At 43.9% G+C, this 16,738-nt stretch carries 12 protein-coding genes; 3 read left to right on the top strand and 9 right to left on the bottom strand.

The annotated features are described in order from the left end of the window. On the bottom strand, nt 1-424 hold a 424-nt coding region (locus A3735_RS10495; RefSeq protein WP_156499595.1), incomplete at its 3' end, for a metal ABC transporter ATP-binding protein. A 257-nt stretch (nt 425-681) separates the two neighbouring features. On the opposite strand from A3735_RS10495, the gene A3735_RS10490 reads away from it, so the two are divergent. The 3 genes from A3735_RS10490 to A3735_RS10480 all read left to right on the top strand — a co-directional run bounded on the left by A3735_RS10490 (nt 682) and on the right by A3735_RS10480 (nt 3,521). After that, complete coding sequence (locus tag A3735_RS10490; RefSeq protein WP_156499594.1) at nt 682-1,905, top strand: DUF445 domain-containing protein; 1,224 nt, start codon at nt 682-684, stop codon at nt 1,903-1,905. Nucleotides 1,906-1,981: 76 nt separating this feature from the next. Continuing rightward, nucleotides 1,982-2,782 carry an ion transporter gene (locus A3735_RS10485; protein WP_068508713.1) on the top strand — a complete coding sequence of 267 codons (801 nt, stop codon included), beginning with the start codon at nt 1,982-1,984 and terminating at the stop codon, nt 2,780-2,782. 91 nt (nt 2,783-2,873) lie between these two features. Further along, complete coding sequence (locus A3735_RS10480; RefSeq protein WP_068508712.1) at nt 2,874-3,521, top strand: TetR/AcrR family transcriptional regulator; 648 nt, start codon at nt 2,874-2,876, stop codon at nt 3,519-3,521. 401 nt (nt 3,522-3,922) lie between these two features. Here A3735_RS10480 and A3735_RS10475 read toward each other — a convergent pair whose 3' ends face one another. From A3735_RS10475 to A3735_RS10445, 8 genes are all read right to left on the bottom strand, one after another. Then, nucleotides 3,923-5,851: a ribonuclease R family protein gene (locus tag A3735_RS10475; protein WP_068508711.1), complete on the bottom strand. Its 1,929-nt coding sequence runs from the start codon at nt 5,849-5,851 to the stop codon at nt 3,923-3,925. 62 nt (nt 5,852-5,913) lie between these two features. Beyond that, nucleotides 5,914-6,471, bottom strand: a complete 558-nt coding sequence (folE, locus tag A3735_RS10470) for a GTP cyclohydrolase I FolE (RefSeq protein ID WP_068508709.1) — start codon at nt 6,469-6,471, stop codon at nt 5,914-5,916. A gap of 119 nt (nt 6,472-6,590) precedes the next feature. After that, nucleotides 6,591-6,761 (bottom strand): hypothetical protein, encoded by a 171-nt coding sequence (locus A3735_RS29635; protein ID WP_156490561.1) that lies wholly within the window; start codon nt 6,759-6,761, stop codon nt 6,591-6,593. A gap of 241 nt (nt 6,762-7,002) precedes the next feature. Then, entirely contained in the window at nt 7,003-7,587 is a 585-nt protein-coding gene (locus A3735_RS10465; RefSeq protein ID WP_231872277.1) for a methyl-accepting chemotaxis protein, read from the bottom strand. Between the two features lie 686 nt (nt 7,588-8,273). Next, a complete protein-coding gene (locus tag A3735_RS10460; RefSeq protein WP_068508707.1) occupies nt 8,274-9,191 on the bottom strand; it encodes a diguanylate cyclase domain-containing protein in 918 nt (305 codons plus the stop codon). Further along, nucleotides 9,188-9,643 carry a chemotaxis protein CheW gene (locus A3735_RS10455; protein ID WP_068507350.1) on the bottom strand — a complete coding sequence of 152 codons (456 nt, stop codon included), beginning with the start codon at nt 9,641-9,643 and terminating at the stop codon, nt 9,188-9,190. The genes A3735_RS10460 and A3735_RS10455 overlap by 4 nt, the downstream gene beginning before the upstream one ends. 2 nt (nt 9,644-9,645) lie before the next feature. Beyond that, a complete protein-coding gene (locus A3735_RS10450; protein ID WP_197485722.1) occupies nt 9,646-10,740 on the bottom strand; it encodes a chemotaxis protein CheB in 1,095 nt (364 codons plus the stop codon). Nucleotides 10,741-10,746: 6 nt separating this feature from the next. Next, nucleotides 10,747-16,738: Hpt domain-containing protein (locus A3735_RS10445; RefSeq protein ID WP_068638023.1), on the bottom strand; the 5,992-nt coding region annotated here is incomplete at its 5' end.

Here is a 16,738-nt window from a genome sequence, read left to right as displayed (position 1 = left end):
ACAAAACGCGCTGCATTTGCCCTCCTGAAAGAGATCCGATCAAGCGTTTTTCAAACCCTGATAAACCCAGTTGCTGCAGCGCTTGTGCGACTTGCTTTTTATGCTTGCTACGTAATCGCCCGAAAGCACCCATATGTTTCCAGGCGCCAAGAGCGACCATTTCCTGAACTGTAATAGGGAAGCTTCTATCGACCATGTTTTGTTGAGGAAGATAAGCAATATCATCTTTCTCGACGGGTCCAAATTGAATATCACCTTCTAAGGGAGCAAGTTGCCCCATAATACCTTTAAGCAGTGTCGATTTACCTGCACCGTTAGGCCCAACAAGGGCAACAAGCATGCCTTTATCAATGCTGGCAGAAAGGTGGTGAACAGCGGGGTGCGCTTCGTAGCCGAGCGTTAGATTTCGGAAAGATAAAATCATTATCTACCTGGTGACACTGTAGACACAATAAATTAGTACTGCACTTAGCGAGGCCGCGAGGGCAAGGCGTTGAACAAGGCCAATTTCCAGTAAGCTTCGACGTGACATAATCAGCCTGTTATTAAAGTAGAACACAATCCGTGAATCCTATGTGATAGCATGCTAAATTGCAATCTGGCTGGCCTTGAAGCGTTAAATTATTGGGGCTGAGCGCGACGATTATTCCCAAATAACAATTACAAAACGTATCTGTCATTATGGAAGTGAACTCATACTTCGAGCTACTCAAGTTGGCAAGCATTCCCTTTATTGCGGGAATTGTTGGATTCATCACCAACTGGTTAGCCATTAAGCTTACTTTTTATCCGATCAAATTCTGGGGCATTCGGCCCATTTTTGGCTGGCAGGGAATTATTCCCTCAAAGGCTAGGAAGATGGCGGAAATCAGTGTTGATTCAACCTTGTCCAGAATTGGCTCAGTCTCTGATATTGTTGAGCAAATGAGCCCTGCTCTAATTGGCGAGCATATTCTCGAGTCACTTGCTCCTCGCACTGAAGAACTAGTTGATGAAATTATGCTTAAGCGCCATCGAACGCTTTGGCAAAATCTACCAAGACCCGTTAAAGAGCTGGTTTATGAGAGGGTAAAGAGTCAACTGCCGAGAATTATGCAGAATCTTGTCGAGGATATCGGGCCAAAGATAGAGTCATTGTTTGATCTTAAGCTGATGGTTATCGAGAAGCTGGAAGATGATAAAACGCTGCTGAATAAAATCTTTCTCGAATGCGGGGCTCAGGAGTTTCGCTTTATTATAAAAAGCGGCCTCTGGTTTGGCTTTTTGTTTGGGCTTCCCCAGTTAATACTTTGGTACTTCTTACCCTACCCGTGGATCTTGCCAGTATGCGGATTTTTGGTGGGGTGGGCGACTAACTGGGTGGCGTTGAATATGATTTTCCGGCCTGTTAAGCCCTTTAAGTTTTTAGGCCTGACAATACACGGTTTATTTTTAAAGCGGCAAGACGATGTATCAGAGTCTTTTTGTAAAATCATTACTGAAGAAATCCTGACAGTTGATCAAATCGCCCAAGCCATGCTGAAAGGGCCGGAAGCAAAGCGTACAAGGGCTATTATTCAAAGACATTTTGAAAACATGGTAGATGATACGGTTGGTTTGATTAAGCCTTTTACTCAAGCCGCTATGGGGCCGAAAGGCTTTGCTGAACTCAAAGAAGATGCCGGATTGAAGGCAGTAGATTTGTCAAAAACTACGCTGCGTGACCCTTTGTTTAACCAGGAGAGGGCCAAGGTTGTACAGGATATCATGGCGCAACGAATGAAGGAGCTCCCTTCTGAAGAATTTCAGGATCTACTAAGGCCTTGTTTTCAGGAAGATGAGATAAAACTGATCATTATCGGTGGTATTCTTGGTGCCATGGCTGGCTTGGCTCAGCTTGCTTATATATTTGGTCAGAGTCTTTAAGTGACTATTTCCTCTGTTTCGGTAAAATAGCCGCCAAGTATTACCTAATCCAAGTTTTTTATAGTTTACGCAGTTAATGAATTATTCTTCGCTACAGTCTCTTTTTTACCAACTCAAGAACAATCGGGCTTTTGAGCTCTTTGTTATTTTTATCATTATTATTTCCGCCTTGGAAATTGGCGCAAAAACCTACGATTTGCCTGTGCAGGCCATAGCATTCACCAAAATGCTGGATCTGTTTATCACCCTGTTCTTTCTGGTTGAAATCGTTATTCGTTTTGTTGCTGAGCCAAATAAGCGGCACTTCTTTAAAAGCGGTTGGAACGTATTTGATACGCTGGTGGTGGTAATAAGTCTGATACCAATTGACGACTCTGAAATGGCATTGTTGGCTCGTTTGGTCAGAGTGTTCAGAGTTTTGAGGATGATATCGGTGATTCCTGAGTTGCGCATCTTGATTAACTCTTTAATCAAGGCCTTGCCACAGCTGGGCTATGTCATGCTTTTGATGTTTATCATCTTTTATATCTATGCTGCTGTCGGAAGCTTTTTATTCCAAACAATTAATCCTGACTTATGGGGAAATATTGCTATTTCCATGCTGACCTTGTTTAGGGTGATGACCTTTGAAGATTGGACTGATGTTCAATATGAAACGATGGAGGTGTACCCCTTCAGCTGGATATACTACTTATCGTTTATCTTTTTTACAGCCTTTGCATTTCTCAATATGGTAATTGGTATTGTCGTTAATGTGATGGAAGAAGAGCATGCTAAAGCGCGGCAAGAAAGTAAAAAGGATGAGCCAACTATTAGTGACCTTCAAGCTGAAATCTTAAGCATGAAACAGATGATTGTGGATCTTAAGAAAAACTAGAATAGCTGTGAATTTAGAACTAGACTTAATGACTATCGGTCACCTAGCTGGCTGATTGAATTAATTCGTAATTGAAGTTTGTGAGAGTGTAATGTCGGAAGGAAGTGAAGGCTTAAGTCGAAAGCAGGTTGAGTTTGCTAAGAGGGAGCAGGAAATTCTCAAAGCGGCGATCAGTTTGTTTGAGAACCCACATTGGGAAACTGTGACCGTTGAGCAGATTTCCAAAAAAGCAGAGATAGGCAAAGGGACCGTTTATAAGCATTTTACCTGTAAAGAAGAGATTTACGCTCAGATTTCAATCTCGTTTTTGCGTCGTATGCTGGCCTCTTACGAAGCGCTACCACCACATTCAGAAGCAATAGATATCATTCGTGAAATTATTCGCGCTTCCTTTGCGCAATTTCTTGATAATCCGGCTGAAGCGCGGGTTTCGTTTTATTGTAAGCGTGTCGACTTTAGAGAACGCCTCACCCCGGAATTACGGGCCGAGTTTGACCAATTAGACGATTTATTTGCCTCCTACATTGGCTCAATACTGGAGCCAGGTATTAAGAGTGGGATGTTTCCTGATATGCCCATTGAGCACTTAATGATGGGCTTAGAAGCGACCTTTGATGGCGCGATTAGTACAATTTGGAATGGCGGTTTGCATTGCCAAGAAGATACAGATTTAGAGACTTATATCAATATTATTAGTGAGTATATGGTGGCGGGCTTAGTTGGTCTGGTAAAAGCTTAGCGACTGAATTGACGTAGAGGGGAAAATAGAATGGGTATCGCAATCCGTGCGATACCCTAGAATAGGCGCTTCCTTTACTGTTCCATCAGTTAATTGTATCCATTGAACATCCGTGAACAAATCCTTGTTTTGCCACTGTCCTTAGTTATTCAGCCGCTCCTGCAGCACAATTGTCCCTTGCCTTATCGTTCCTTGATCTACAACTGCCCTGTGTAGTTATCTGAATCCTTCAGATTGGCTCCTGCCTTCCCTAACAAGTCCGTTTGATGTTGCTTCCGTTTGATGAGTATATTACGGAAACTACATGTAGGAAAAAATAGGATAAAACCTAAAGCCATGTAGGAGATATCCTACATGGCTCTGCTGAGGACAGACAAGAATTTGGCCAGGATGTAGCCGGTCTAAACTAATTCGAACTGAATTTGTTTACGAGACCAGTCGATTTGCTTGAGTTTTACTTGTACTGCTTGGTCGAGTTGGAAGGACTGCTCTTTGTTGGTGATGCAAAGCAGGTCTTGGTTAAAGCTATACTTCCCTTCCATCTCCTTGGTTGAGACAAATCCTTCAATACCTGTTTCTGCTAGACGAACTTGAAAACCAGAAGAAAAGACACGATGAATCGTAGCATTTAAGGTTTGTTTGTTCTTAGCTAAATACTGGCACTTCAGCCATTGCTCAACATCATAGACGGCACTTTTGGCTTTACTCGAATTCTCACTTAATGCTTCTATTTGAGCTTCGTTAATGTAGCTTTCATTGTTGGCTGCAATCGCATCGAGTTGGCGGTGTACTAAAAAGTCACTGGCTTTTCTAAGGGGGGAGGTGAAGTTGCAATACTGCTGCAATCCCATGCCGAAGTGAGGCGCAGGTTCTAGGCTTAGCTGGCTTTTCTCTAACTGGCGAGAAATAAGTAGTTGGTAGCGAGTTAACTCATCATTACTGGAAAGCTGTTTTGATAGTTCAACAAAGCTGTCTAAAGACGCTAAAGAATCTTCTTTGTACTCAGGAATGTTTTCTTGCAGTACTTTATCCAAGCTTTCCAAGCGATCGGCACGTATGCCTTTATGGCTAATGTAGATACCGGGAAGTTTGCTTTTGGAAATGAGTTCTGCGATGCAACAGTTTGCAGCGACCATCGCTTCTTCAACTATACGGTGAGCGCTGGAGAATACTTTCTGTTTGATCTCTGCAATCTTTCCCTGGTCATTCAGCTCGAGGTAGAACTCTTGACGGTCTTTTTGAATCAGGTTGTGCTTGTTGCGGAATTCTGATCGTTTATCGGCAATAGTCTTAAGATGCTTCAGGCTTTCCTGAATATCGCTGCTGCACTCGTCTAGCGCTTCGCCTTGGTCAATAAAGCTGCCAACGACTTCGTAACTAAGCTTTTTATGAGATTGAATAAGCGCTTGTTCTAGCTCGTAGCTTTCGATATCTCCAGTCTCACTTACAGTCGCTTTTACTACTTTGGCCAGACGCGGTTTACCTTCTACCAAAGAGCAGATATCACTGCCCAGCTTTTCTGGAAGCATCGCGATAGTCTGACCGGGGAAGTAGACTGAACTTGCGCGTTTTATCAGACTTTTCTCGATGGCTGAGCCGGCATCAATCATGGCGCAGGGGTCGGCAATCGCAATATATATATACCAACCTTGCTCAGCTTTTTCTGCATACAAGGCATCGTCTATATCTTTCGTAGAAGACGAGTCAATGGTAACAAAGGGAAGTTCACAATAGTTTTTACGCCCTTCGCTTAAACCTGCTATCTGTTCTTCTGAAATCGCATCTGCTTGTTCTTGCTCGACTTTGCTCCAGCTTGTTTCCAGGCGGTGCTTCTTGCTGGCATACAATGATTCGATACCGATATCTTGGTCGGTACCAATTAGCTCGACAATGCTTGCTTGTGCTTTCCCTGACTTAAAAGGATGTTGAGTAACCTTGCAGACAACCAGGTCTTTCGCTTTGGCTTTTTTGCGCTTTTGAGGAGGAATAAAAAACCACCGACACATGCCTTGGATATCGGGCTCAACAAAAGCAGCTTTACCCTTCTCTATGTATTTGCCACAAAAGAACTGGGTGTTGCTTTCAATTAGCCTTTCTAATTTAGCGACCTTTTTGTTCTTTGCATCTTTTATGACTTCAACTTCTACTCTATCACCAGGGAGTACGCGCTCCATTTCATCGGGTGGAAGATAAACGTCTCGGTTGGTATCAAGTGTCACAAAACCAAATTTGTAAGCAGAACCTTTAACTGTCCCAATGCAGAGATTGCGACTAGCTTTGATATCTTGCTTGAGTTGCTTGAGTTGATTAAGTGAGTCGAGTTTTAGCATTGATCATACCTGTTGGTGGCAAGAGTGCTGTGTATCGATCCTAGACACACAGCGACATGTTCTTAAGAGTTGGTTGCGAGCGTTAGGAATTCACTACGTGTTGCCTGAGACTGTCTGAAAGCGCCCAGCATAACGGAAGTGTTCATGACTGAATTTTGTTTTTCAACACCGCGCATCATCATACACATATGTTTTGACTCAATGATGACAGCCACACCTTTTGCGCCAGTCACTTGCTGGATTGTTTCAGCCACTTGACGAGTGAGGTTTTCCTGAATCTGGAAGCGTCGCGCATACATGTCGACAATACGAGCAAATTTAGACAGACCCAAAACCTTGCCGTTTGGCAAATAAGCGATATGGCACTTGCCAATAAAAGGCAGTAGGTGGTGTTCGCAAAGAGAGTATAGCTCTATGTCTTTTACAATAACCATTTGGTCATTGTCAGACTCGAACACCGCGTTATTTACTATATCATCAAGGCTTTGTTGATATCCCTGAGTGAGAAATTGCATAGCCTTGGCTGCACGAGTCGGTGTATCTAATAAGCCTTCGCGAGAGCTGTCTTCACCAAGACTTTCAATAATGGCTTTATAATTTTGTGATAAGGCGTCAAGCATAAGAAATACCGAAGATGTGGGAAATGCCGGATTTTACATGCTTGGAATAGCTGGGGAAAGCCTTTTCCCACTTGGTCAACCTAATTTGCAGATAGCGTTTAGCAGAAAGTAAGAGACAATTAGTACCGATCAATTGCGAATCGAATATTATCTGCTTCCGCTTTAAGAACTTGGTACATAAATGTATTGGTGCCAGCCTTTGCTTTTTCAGCTTGCAGGCACTTGTTTTGGTAGAGTTTCTCTAAGGTGGCGAGATCGCATTGCATTGTGGGGCAAGTACTTTGGCTCATTTTACTACCTCCATTCAGGTTACCCTGAATTATCAGACCTGAGCTTGATTGTTTGGTAAATAATAGTTAAGCATTTACTCTGCCAAGTATTTTGAACATGTCTGAGAGGGAAAATAAAGTAAATAAAAACAAAAGGATAACATGGAAAAAAAATTTAATTTTGAAAGCGGCCAACTTGAATATAAAACTAAAGCTGGCCGCTTGTAAAGAAAGCTGACGAAAGTCTGTCGTTTATAGCGACCTAGCGCTGTAAGTCATTTAGTTGATCGATCAGTGCCTGGAATTGCTCATCGAGACTGCCAGAGCTAGCGTTGATTGATGCGCCTTCAATCGCACCTTGCAGTGCGTTCTTAATTTGTTCTGTTTGATCAGCTTGAGTGCTTAGGCTGGAAGTAAGGGTGTTAACTACGTCAGCACTATTGCTAGCAACTTCTTCCAAACCACCTAGATTACTCATGGTTTCATTAGCAATTGTTACGCTGCTACTCACGACTTCAGCAACTTCTTGCTGCTTCGAGATAACCGAGTTCGATATTTCGGTGATCTTGGTGATCTCACCCTGGATTTCTTCTGCTGACTCATTTGAGGTGTTTGCAAGCTGTCGTACTTCATCGGCAACAACCGCAAAGCCTCGACCGTGTTCGCCAGCTCGCGCTGCTTCGATCGCAGCGTTGAGTGCTAGCAAGTTAGTTTGGTCGGCAATGGCTTTGATCGACTCAAGTAATTTACTAATCGTTTTATTACTTTCATCCAAGCTTTCCAGCAAAGATGTAAATTCAGAGATGTATCGAGATGAGGTTTCCAGGTTATCTGCAAGCTGTCTCATGTCGGCGCTACATTGTTTGGATGTATCAGATGCCTGGTTGGTCGCGTCACTGGCTTGTTGTGCAGAAGAGTGTATCGCCAGACCTTCGCCTACGAGAGACTCCATGCCTTGGCAACTGCCTTCAATACCGCTTGCAAAGTCTGAGCCGCCTTGTAGCTTCTCGTTAACGCTAGCTGCGAGCTCTTGAATCTGGGAGGCAGGGTCTTGACTAAAAAACTGATCAAGCAGTGCCGCTTTTTGCTCTAATGACTGTAGCTCGACTTTGTCGATCGCAACTTCATTTACTTTCAATGCATTCTTATTTAATCCAAACATAACCTTACCTGAATATACTTGTTGCGTTATCTGAAGATGCCTTTTTATTCAAAAGTATCGGCATTCCAAAAATTATTGTTTGTTACTTATCTGGTCGAGTTAGTTACCTGCTCATTGTTTTATTAGAGCTGGTAATCACTGGTTTCATCAAACATAGTTTTAACGGGTGTTAAAACCTAAAGTTTCGGCACTGGGATAAATGACGTTTTGCTTGTTCTTGCCATGTTCATCAGTGCAACCATATCAATGCTATTATCGGCATTGAATGAAAAAACCTGAGCCAGTTTCGTGCTTACGTTTTATTTATTTTAGCTACTAATTCTTAAATTGCTTGGGAATTGGTAAAAAAGTTAAGGAATAAGCTTAATTGATCACCGAGTTAGTTGACTGAGCCAACTTTCCCAGTCGTCATTATCGGAATAGCTTGAAAGCTCATAGTGGAATTTAGCTGGTTCATCTTGTTTGGCAAGGTAGCTAAACTTGTAAGCTTCACAAGCCTGTATTAAGTCTTTGCCTAAGTTATGGGCATTATCAAGATCTGTATTAGGTAAAAGAATTAGAAAGCGTTTGTTGGTGTAGTTACAGATTACGTCAGTTTGGCGTATCCGGCTTTGGCAAATCTGCGATACTTCCACTAGCCACTGTTCGTGATCGCGATACTTTTTAATCATACATTCGCTGCTAAGGCTTAAGCAGGTGACCTGATCCTTATAGCGTCGTTGAAGTTCGGTGGCAGATTTTAGTTTGTGTTTGAAATAAGGAATACTTGTGCAACCGGTTAAAGGGTCAGTTCTAGTGGCGAGTTTTAGATCTTTCTCTAGCTTGGTAAGGTAAGTAAGTAATACCGAGAATAAGCTAAGAAATAATGCAAACGATAAAGCCTGAAAGAAAAATGAGCTACTGTTGTTTTCAGGTGTTAGTGGGAAGCTGAGGCATAGCGCACTCAATGACAAAATCGAGCCAAACTTTACCCCAATTAAAATAAGCGTTGCTGCTGCCAAAGGGAACAGCCAATATAAAACTAATGAGAATTCACTAAGGCTATGGCTGACTAGCGTTATATCAATGCAGACCCACAGTGCGGTGCAGGCTATCAAGAGTTGTTTTTTTCTTGAGGGCGATGAAAGATGAGCAGTGAAGAAAGCCTTTGTAAAGCAAGGCGCGCAGATGAAAAATAGGACACTCTGTGCTATTTGGTCGTTAAGAAACAAGCTAATAGCAAAGAACACACAGAAAAATAGCAGCCCGGAGAGTGCAGCATTATTTAGGTGCTCTTTTGCTTTAGTCATAGGTTCTCGTAGGCTAATGATTCGAGGTATTCAATATTTGGAATTACAGCTTCTTCACCATCCAGTGTGATCATTGCTGAGTCAGCTTTTCCTGGCTTACGGTCAGACTGTTGAGATATCTCATTCCCTACTTTTACAAGTCGGGGGATACCTTGCGTCACAATAGCAAAAAAAGGTAAGTCTTTTTGGTGTTTACCAATAGTATTGACTACCGCAATTCTGGAGTTGGGTGTGACCTTGGCTGCTGAGAGCCCATTGGCGATTTCATACGATAATAAAGGAATATTGATTCCACGCCAGGATACAAGACCTAGAAAGTAATCTGGCTTAGTATCGCGGTTTTCAGGCGCTTGATAGCCTACTACTTCAGCGACGCTAACGTTAGGTAATAAGAGCTGGGTATTACTAACCGGTAGATATAGGCTAGAGATAACACTTTGAGCATCCGACACAATTAAACTCCTTTGTTTGTTTCTAAATTGCTAGCACTGGCGTCAGGTGCACTGTAGCAGCCAACTTTATTAATTAATGCTCGAGCCAGGTCTTTTGGAGATGCGGTGTATGCACTGCATTCAAGATCAATCACAGATTGCGGCATCGAGCCATTCGCACACCCATCTGGTGCTTGAGTCCATACTGAGCAGCCTTGCTTATGCATCGTAGGTGCCATCAACGAGCCGTCATTCCCCATGCCGCTAAATACGATCACATGGCAACGTTTTCCATAATGCGCAAACAGATTTCTTAATAAATGGTCAATTGATGGACCATAGGGTCCTTCCCATTCATTGTCTCTAATTGAGACACCATTAGATGAAAAGCAGACTTCATTGTCGACAGGAACGACGAGAACTTCGCCATCTTTAACTAAACAGCAGTCGGTTATAGGCTTTAGGTCGAGCATTGAATGACGGCCTAAGACGCGTGTTAGTACGCCCGAGAAGTGGGCATCGACATGCTGAGCATAAAGAAAGCCGGCTCTGATCGTAGATGGAATTTCATCCAGGAACTCTTTCACCGCTGCAGGACCACCGAGTGAGGCTGCTAGAACCCAAACGTCTTTAGATGGCGGATGAGACAGTCTGGGTGCCTTTTCGATGTCTGAAGGCTGGCTGAAAACGGGCTTAGACTGAGCTTTATCTATTGCGACGTGATTGGTGGCCTGGGAGTCTAGAGCGAGTATAGAGTCTTCTGATTCTAGAATATCAATGCAACCAAGATGCTCTTCTAGTTTACTGACTAGTCGTCGTTCCCACGAAATATATTGCTCATCGTGTTTTCTTGGGGCTTTATCCAAACCAAAGAGCACAGGAATATTGTCTGCTTGGTCAATGATGTCATCTAACGCTACCGACTCAAAAGTATCTTCTTGCAAAGCTAAAATCCAGCATTGGATCTGATCGAGTTTTTCACTTTGTTGCTGTGCAAGCATATCGGGCTCACAACTGATAACAGGGTTTAAGCCAAAAGCGTTGAGTGCTTTGCTCAGAACGTGCCTTTGTAAGGCACAATCCGATATGACACCGATCTTAGGTCTCGCTTCCGGCACATTCATTTAGCCAATGAACCGCTCAATATTTTCCAGTAAATCATGTTCCTGGAAAGGCTTACCAAGATATTCATTCACACCGATAGAAAGTGCCCGTTCTTTGTGCTTTTGGCCGGTTCGGGAGGTAATCATGATGATTGGCACATCTTTCAAGCGTTCGTCATGCCGTACCAGTGTTGCAACCTCAAAACCGTCCATACGTGGCATTTCGATATCGAGAAGCATTACATCAGGTTTATGATCTTGTAGTGTTGCTATAGCGTCAACACCATCCTTCGCGGTAATAACTTCGTAGCCATTTCGTTCAAGCAAGCGCGTGGTAACCTTCCTAACAGTAACCGAGTCATCGACCACCATGACAGTCTTCGTTTGCTTCTCTTTAATAATGTTATCTTCATTAGAACTTAGAGAATCGAGTATGCCTGCCATGTCGTCTCGAATGAGCGCAGGAAGGTCAAGAATCACGACAACGCTACCGTCACCGAGAATAGTTGCTCCAGAAGCTCCATGAACATTGGCAAATTGAGGCCCAAGACTTTTTACAACGATCTCACGGCTGCCCATCAAGCTATCAACCTGTAGCGCCATAGGCTTGTCACTTCCTCTAACCAGAATGACGGGTAGCGGTAGTGGTTGCCCCTGCAATTTAGGGTGATGACTGCTGTGTAGTAGTTTACCTAGGTACTGTAGCTGATACTCGCGACCAGCGTATTCATACATTGGTGCATCAGGTTTATAGTATTCTTCCAGCTCATAAGGGCTGACTCGAACAATACCTTCAATAGTATTCAGAGGAATGGCGTAGAAGTCTTCACCAATGTTTACCATCAGCGCTCGGTTAACGGATACCGTAAAGGGTAGACGAATAGCAAACTCGGTACCGTGACCAAACTCAGAATTGATTTCAATGCTGCCGCCCATTTGCTTGATTTCACTGGCTACAACGTCCATGCCGACACCTCGACCGGAAATCTGCGTCACTTTTTCTGCCGTACTGAAACCCTGGTGCATGATAAATTGCATAATTTCATGGCGGCTAGGTTTCGTGTTTTTGGGTACAAGCCCTTGTTTTATCGCTTTATCTAGAACAACTTTGTCGTTAATTCCAGCGCCATCGTCCTTCATCTTCAAGACAATATTTCCGCCTTCACGCATTAGAGAGAGTGTGATTGTGCCACTCTCTGGTTTGCCAGCTTTTTTACGCTCGTTAACAGTTTCAATACCATGATCGAGGGCGTTACGTAACATGTGTTCAAGCGGAGCGACCATTCTTTCCAATACGGAACGATCCATTTCACCTTCGGTATTCAGTGCATCAAAATCGACTTGCTTACCTAGCTCGCCACCAATTTGGCGAACGATACGGCGTAGTCTTGGAACAATTGATGAAAACGGTATCATCCGTGTTTTCATCAAGCCTTCTTGCAGTTCTGAGTTAATACGGGATTGCTGTAATAATAAAGTCTCGGCATCTCGTGAACGGTCAGACAAGGTATCTCGAAGGTCCTGAAGGTCTGATGTTGACTCCGTTAAGGCTCGCGAAAGCTGCTGAATCGAAGAGTATCTGTCCATTTCAAGCGGATCGAAGTCTTCATAGTCGGGAGCTTTCAGACCTTCTTTTTCGGCTCTGAACAGTACTTGAGCTTCGGTTTCCATATCCATACGACGAAGCTGTTCACGTAGACGTTCAATGGTTGCCGACATTTCTTCCAGCGTGAAGCCAAAGTCACTAATTTGTTGTTCCAAGCGACCGCGCGAGATACTGGTCTCACCTGCAAGGTTAACCAGGGAGTCGAGTAGGCTGGCAGAAACACGGATCGTTTCTTGAGGTGCCACTTTTTGGACTGCTTGAATATTCTCGGCTGGTGTTTGCTTGTCAGAGGTTTTGGTTTTCTTCGCAGGTGCTTGTCTTGCTGCTTTGACGGTTTCTTCAGCAGCGATAGATTTACTTGGCGTGGCTGCTTTGCTTGGTTCAGCTTTAGGTGTTTCGCTAGTGTTAGAAGGTGTTGCATGTTCTTCAGTTAGTGCGTCACCTGAAGCTAGAGCTTCTAGTTCATCGACAAGTTTCAGGAGTTCATCCTGGCTCTTAAGTACAGAATTCTTAAGGGCTCCTTCAAATGCTTCCTTATTTGATTGAGCTTTGAGCAAACGAGATTCCAAGTCATGACTCTCATCAGCTAATTTAGCCAAATTTGAAAGTCTGGCTCCACCCTTCAAGGTATGAAGTATGCGTTGAATTTCTAAATTTGGCGTTTCTTCTTTTGGTGACTTAGACCACTCGGAAATTTGTTCTTCTAGCGCTTCGATTAGCTCGCGCGCTTCTTCGACAAATAGCTCCAACACTTCTAGGTCGACATCGTCGCCTAATGCTTGTGCTAGCGTAGATGTTGCGATAGGTGCTGCGGTTTCGGAAGGACTGGATACTTCGCTTTTAAGTCCCGCTTTATTCACTTCAGCAATTAATTCAGGCGCAGGCTTTAATTCTTCTCCGTGAATCAAGCATTCAAGCATTTCGGTGAATTCTTGGTATGCTTTAGCGATTGCATGGTACAAGCCTTCAGGGTCATTTAGTTGACCGTCTATCATCTGCTCTAAACGAGTGTTGACGGCTTCAGCTAAGTCGCCGATCGGGTCAACGTCAGCAAGTCTCGCTCCCCCTTTCAGGGTATGCATTTCCCTTTGTAACTCAACAATACCTTCGATGAAGTCTTCATCCTCGCGCCAGTGCTCCAAATACTCGGCAGCAGCAGAAAGAATATCCTTGCTTTCGTCTATAAATAAGGGAAGTAGGTCTGCTTCAAGATCATCTTCATCTATGGTTGTAGGCGCACTGACTTCAATGCTTTCAGGCTCTTCAACCGGTGTTTCAACAGGGCTTGTGATTTCAAGTTCTTCTGGCTCAGAAGTCTCTACTGGTGAGCCAGTGGTGACTTGCTTGATCTTATTGAGAAGTTCATCTGCGCCATTGATAGCTGAACCTTGTTGAACCGCTTCAACCATATTAGCTAAGGCATCATGACAGCTTAAGCAAAGAGCCGTCATGTCTTGTGTCGCATCAAGCTGCTTATTAACAATAGACTCGAATAAGGTTTCCAGTTCGTGTGCAAGATCACCAATNGGGTTGATTTCGGCCATTCGAGCACCGCCTTTAAGGGTGTGCAATTCACGCTGTAGCTCGCCAACAACCTCGATATTAAAGACGTCGGATTCCCATTGGTGCAATAGTTCGCCAGAACTGTCGATTATTTCTTGGGCTTCTTCTAAAAATATCTCGGCTAATTCCGGATCCAAGTCTAATAAGACCTGGCTAGGACTTGTCGTTTGTGATTCAGAGGGCTGTTCATTTTCTGGAGCGATATCTTCTTCAACAAGTGGGGTGTTAACACGCAAATCATCAACAATTGAAGTGATATTCGTGACCAGCTCATCTTGAGGCTGGCAAGGTTGCAAAGCCTGGATAGACTTAAGCATTGCTTCTAGAGCCTGCGAAGACTCTTCAAGTAGCGATAACATCAGGCTGGAGGCATCAGCTTTGTAATCGATTAGTTTTTCAAATAGTTTCTCAAGGATATCACTTAAATCGCCAACCGCTTCGAAGCCTGCCAAACGTGCACCACCTTTGAGTGTATGCATGTCTCGTTGTAATTGCAGGATAACGTGTTCATTACCTGGTTGTTGTTTAAGTTTGTCTAGTGCAGGGTTGATTCCATTGACTAGCTCATTAGCTTCCTCGAGGAATATTTCAGCCAAATCGGCATCCATAATGGCTTCATCGTCGAGTTCAACGCTTGCTTCTTCCTCCACTTCATCTGTGGTAGCGGAGTAGGTAGGTAATACGTCATCCAACTCTTTCTCTAGCTGGTCGAGCTTCTCGTTTAAGCTATCTTCTTGAGTTGATACACTTTGACTTTCTACCGGACTATCTTCAATAACATGGCTATGGTCAGCAATATGTTCGCGTAATTCCGCAAGCAGCTTGTTATCAAGGTTTAGAGTTAAACCCGCTGCTAGTTGATCCATCATATCGATCAATGCTTCGTGACCACGTTTGATATCATTAACAAAAACCGGGCTAGGTCTATCATTTTCGATATCAATACTGCCGTAGCAGCTTTCCAGGCATTCACAGAGTTCTGCAATGTTTTCAAGCCCGGCAACCTTGGCGCCTCGGTGGAGTGTTTTTACTTCGCCGTAAAGTTTAGTTAGCTCGTTAACGGATACAGGGCTGTGTTCCCATTGGTTAAGAATACTTTCAGCATCCAGCAATATATCCAGACCTTCGGTGAGGAAGATATTGATAATCTGCGGATCTTGTGAGGCTTCTTCAAGCGACTGGAGTTCATCACTTTGTGCGCTAAATACTTTGGACTGGAGTGATTTAAGGCCAGAGAGAAACTCATCCGTACCTGAAAGTTGCCCATCGGGATTGTTATCAAGTTGTGAGATGCCTTGTTGAATAAAATGCATAGCATCCGATAACATCGAGGCTATATCTTGATCAGCCTGAATGTTATTAGCACGTGCTTCCTTGATAAATTGTTCAACGGGTACTGCGATCTCCGCAATCGGTCTTATATTAGCTGTGTTTGCACTGCCTTTGAGTGTATGAAGCGCTCTAGATAAATCATCATCAATATCGATACTGTCATTCGCTGCACGATCAACAAATTCTAGGACAGTTGCGACATGAGAAGTGGCCTCGTTTCTGAATATATCGAGTAGCGTATCGTCGATTCCAACTGTACCTTGTTCTGCGCTCGGAGCCTCTGTCGCACCACTTGCTGCGGATGTTTCTTGCGAGGATCGTTGTAAGCTACCTAGAGGCTTAACAAAATCACCGGCAACCAAGGCTGCAGCGTGATTCTCAACGCGCTTTAGATCAAAGTCTGGGCGTTGTCTTTTTTCAAAGCACTCAATTAGTTTGGGAATATTATCGACGACTAATTGGATAAGCTCGGCAATGCTTTCATTCATCATTACCGAACCATCAATAATGCGGTTCAGAAGATTTTCGATTGCCCAAGCGGCTTCGCCAATGATGTTGGCGTTAACCATTCGTCCGCTGCCTTTCAGGGTATGGAAGGCTCGACGAAGCTCGGTTAGTGAATCCTGGTCGTCATGAGCAGCCAGATAGGTTGGCAAGTGAGTATCGATTGCTTCTAGTACTTCGCCGGCCTCTTCGATAAAAATCTCGAGGATTTCATCATCGATTAGATCGTCTTCATCATCGTCCCAGGAATCCTGGATGTCCTCTTCTTGCTCTGCTTCAGCAGCAGCTTCATTGTTTGTTTCCGGGCTTGACTCAGTTTCTGGTTCAAGGCTGTCAGAAGGTAGTGCTGGTTCTGACGCTGACTGAGTCTCTGTAGCTTCGGACCCAGTTTGCTCTTCTGCTGAAGACTTCGATGTTGCAGGGGACATTGTTTTATGGACAACACGAGTTTCGTTGCCCGACAACATATCAGCGCGGCTTATTAGATGCTCGTACTGTGTTGATTCACGCTGCTGGGAAAAATCTTCGGTTAGTTCAGGAAGCTTTTCAATAACTGAATCGAGGAGGTCGAAGACTTCCATTTCTAGGCTCATTGCAGCATCGAGATGTTTATTTAGTAAGTTCTCTATCGGCCATGCAATTTCAGCAATGACTTTTGCGCCAACCAGGCGGCCACTGCCTTTGAGCGTATGGAAGGCTCTGCGGAGGTTTTGCAGGGCGGCTTGATCTTCAGGTGTTGCTCGAAGCTGTGCCATAGCCACCTGGATCTCGTCCATGACTTCGGCAACTTCTTCCATAAATATTTCTAGAATATCTTCGTCAATGAGTCCTTCATCACTTTCTTTCTCAATCGAATCGGGTGATTCCGAAGCCACATCAGAGATATGGTGTTGAGATAGGACAGGGCTAGACTCTTCTGTGGTTTCGTGAGTCGGAAAGCCAAGTTTAGAGACGCTCTCTTCGGCAACCTTAAGTATACCGTCATTGTCTTGAGCCCCTTCTGAGAGG

It is taken from the genome of Oleiphilus sp. HI0061 (assembly GCF_001635675.1).
The sequence above is the reverse complement of the archived record's forward strand: the minus strand, read 5'-3'. Positions and strand labels throughout refer to the sequence as shown.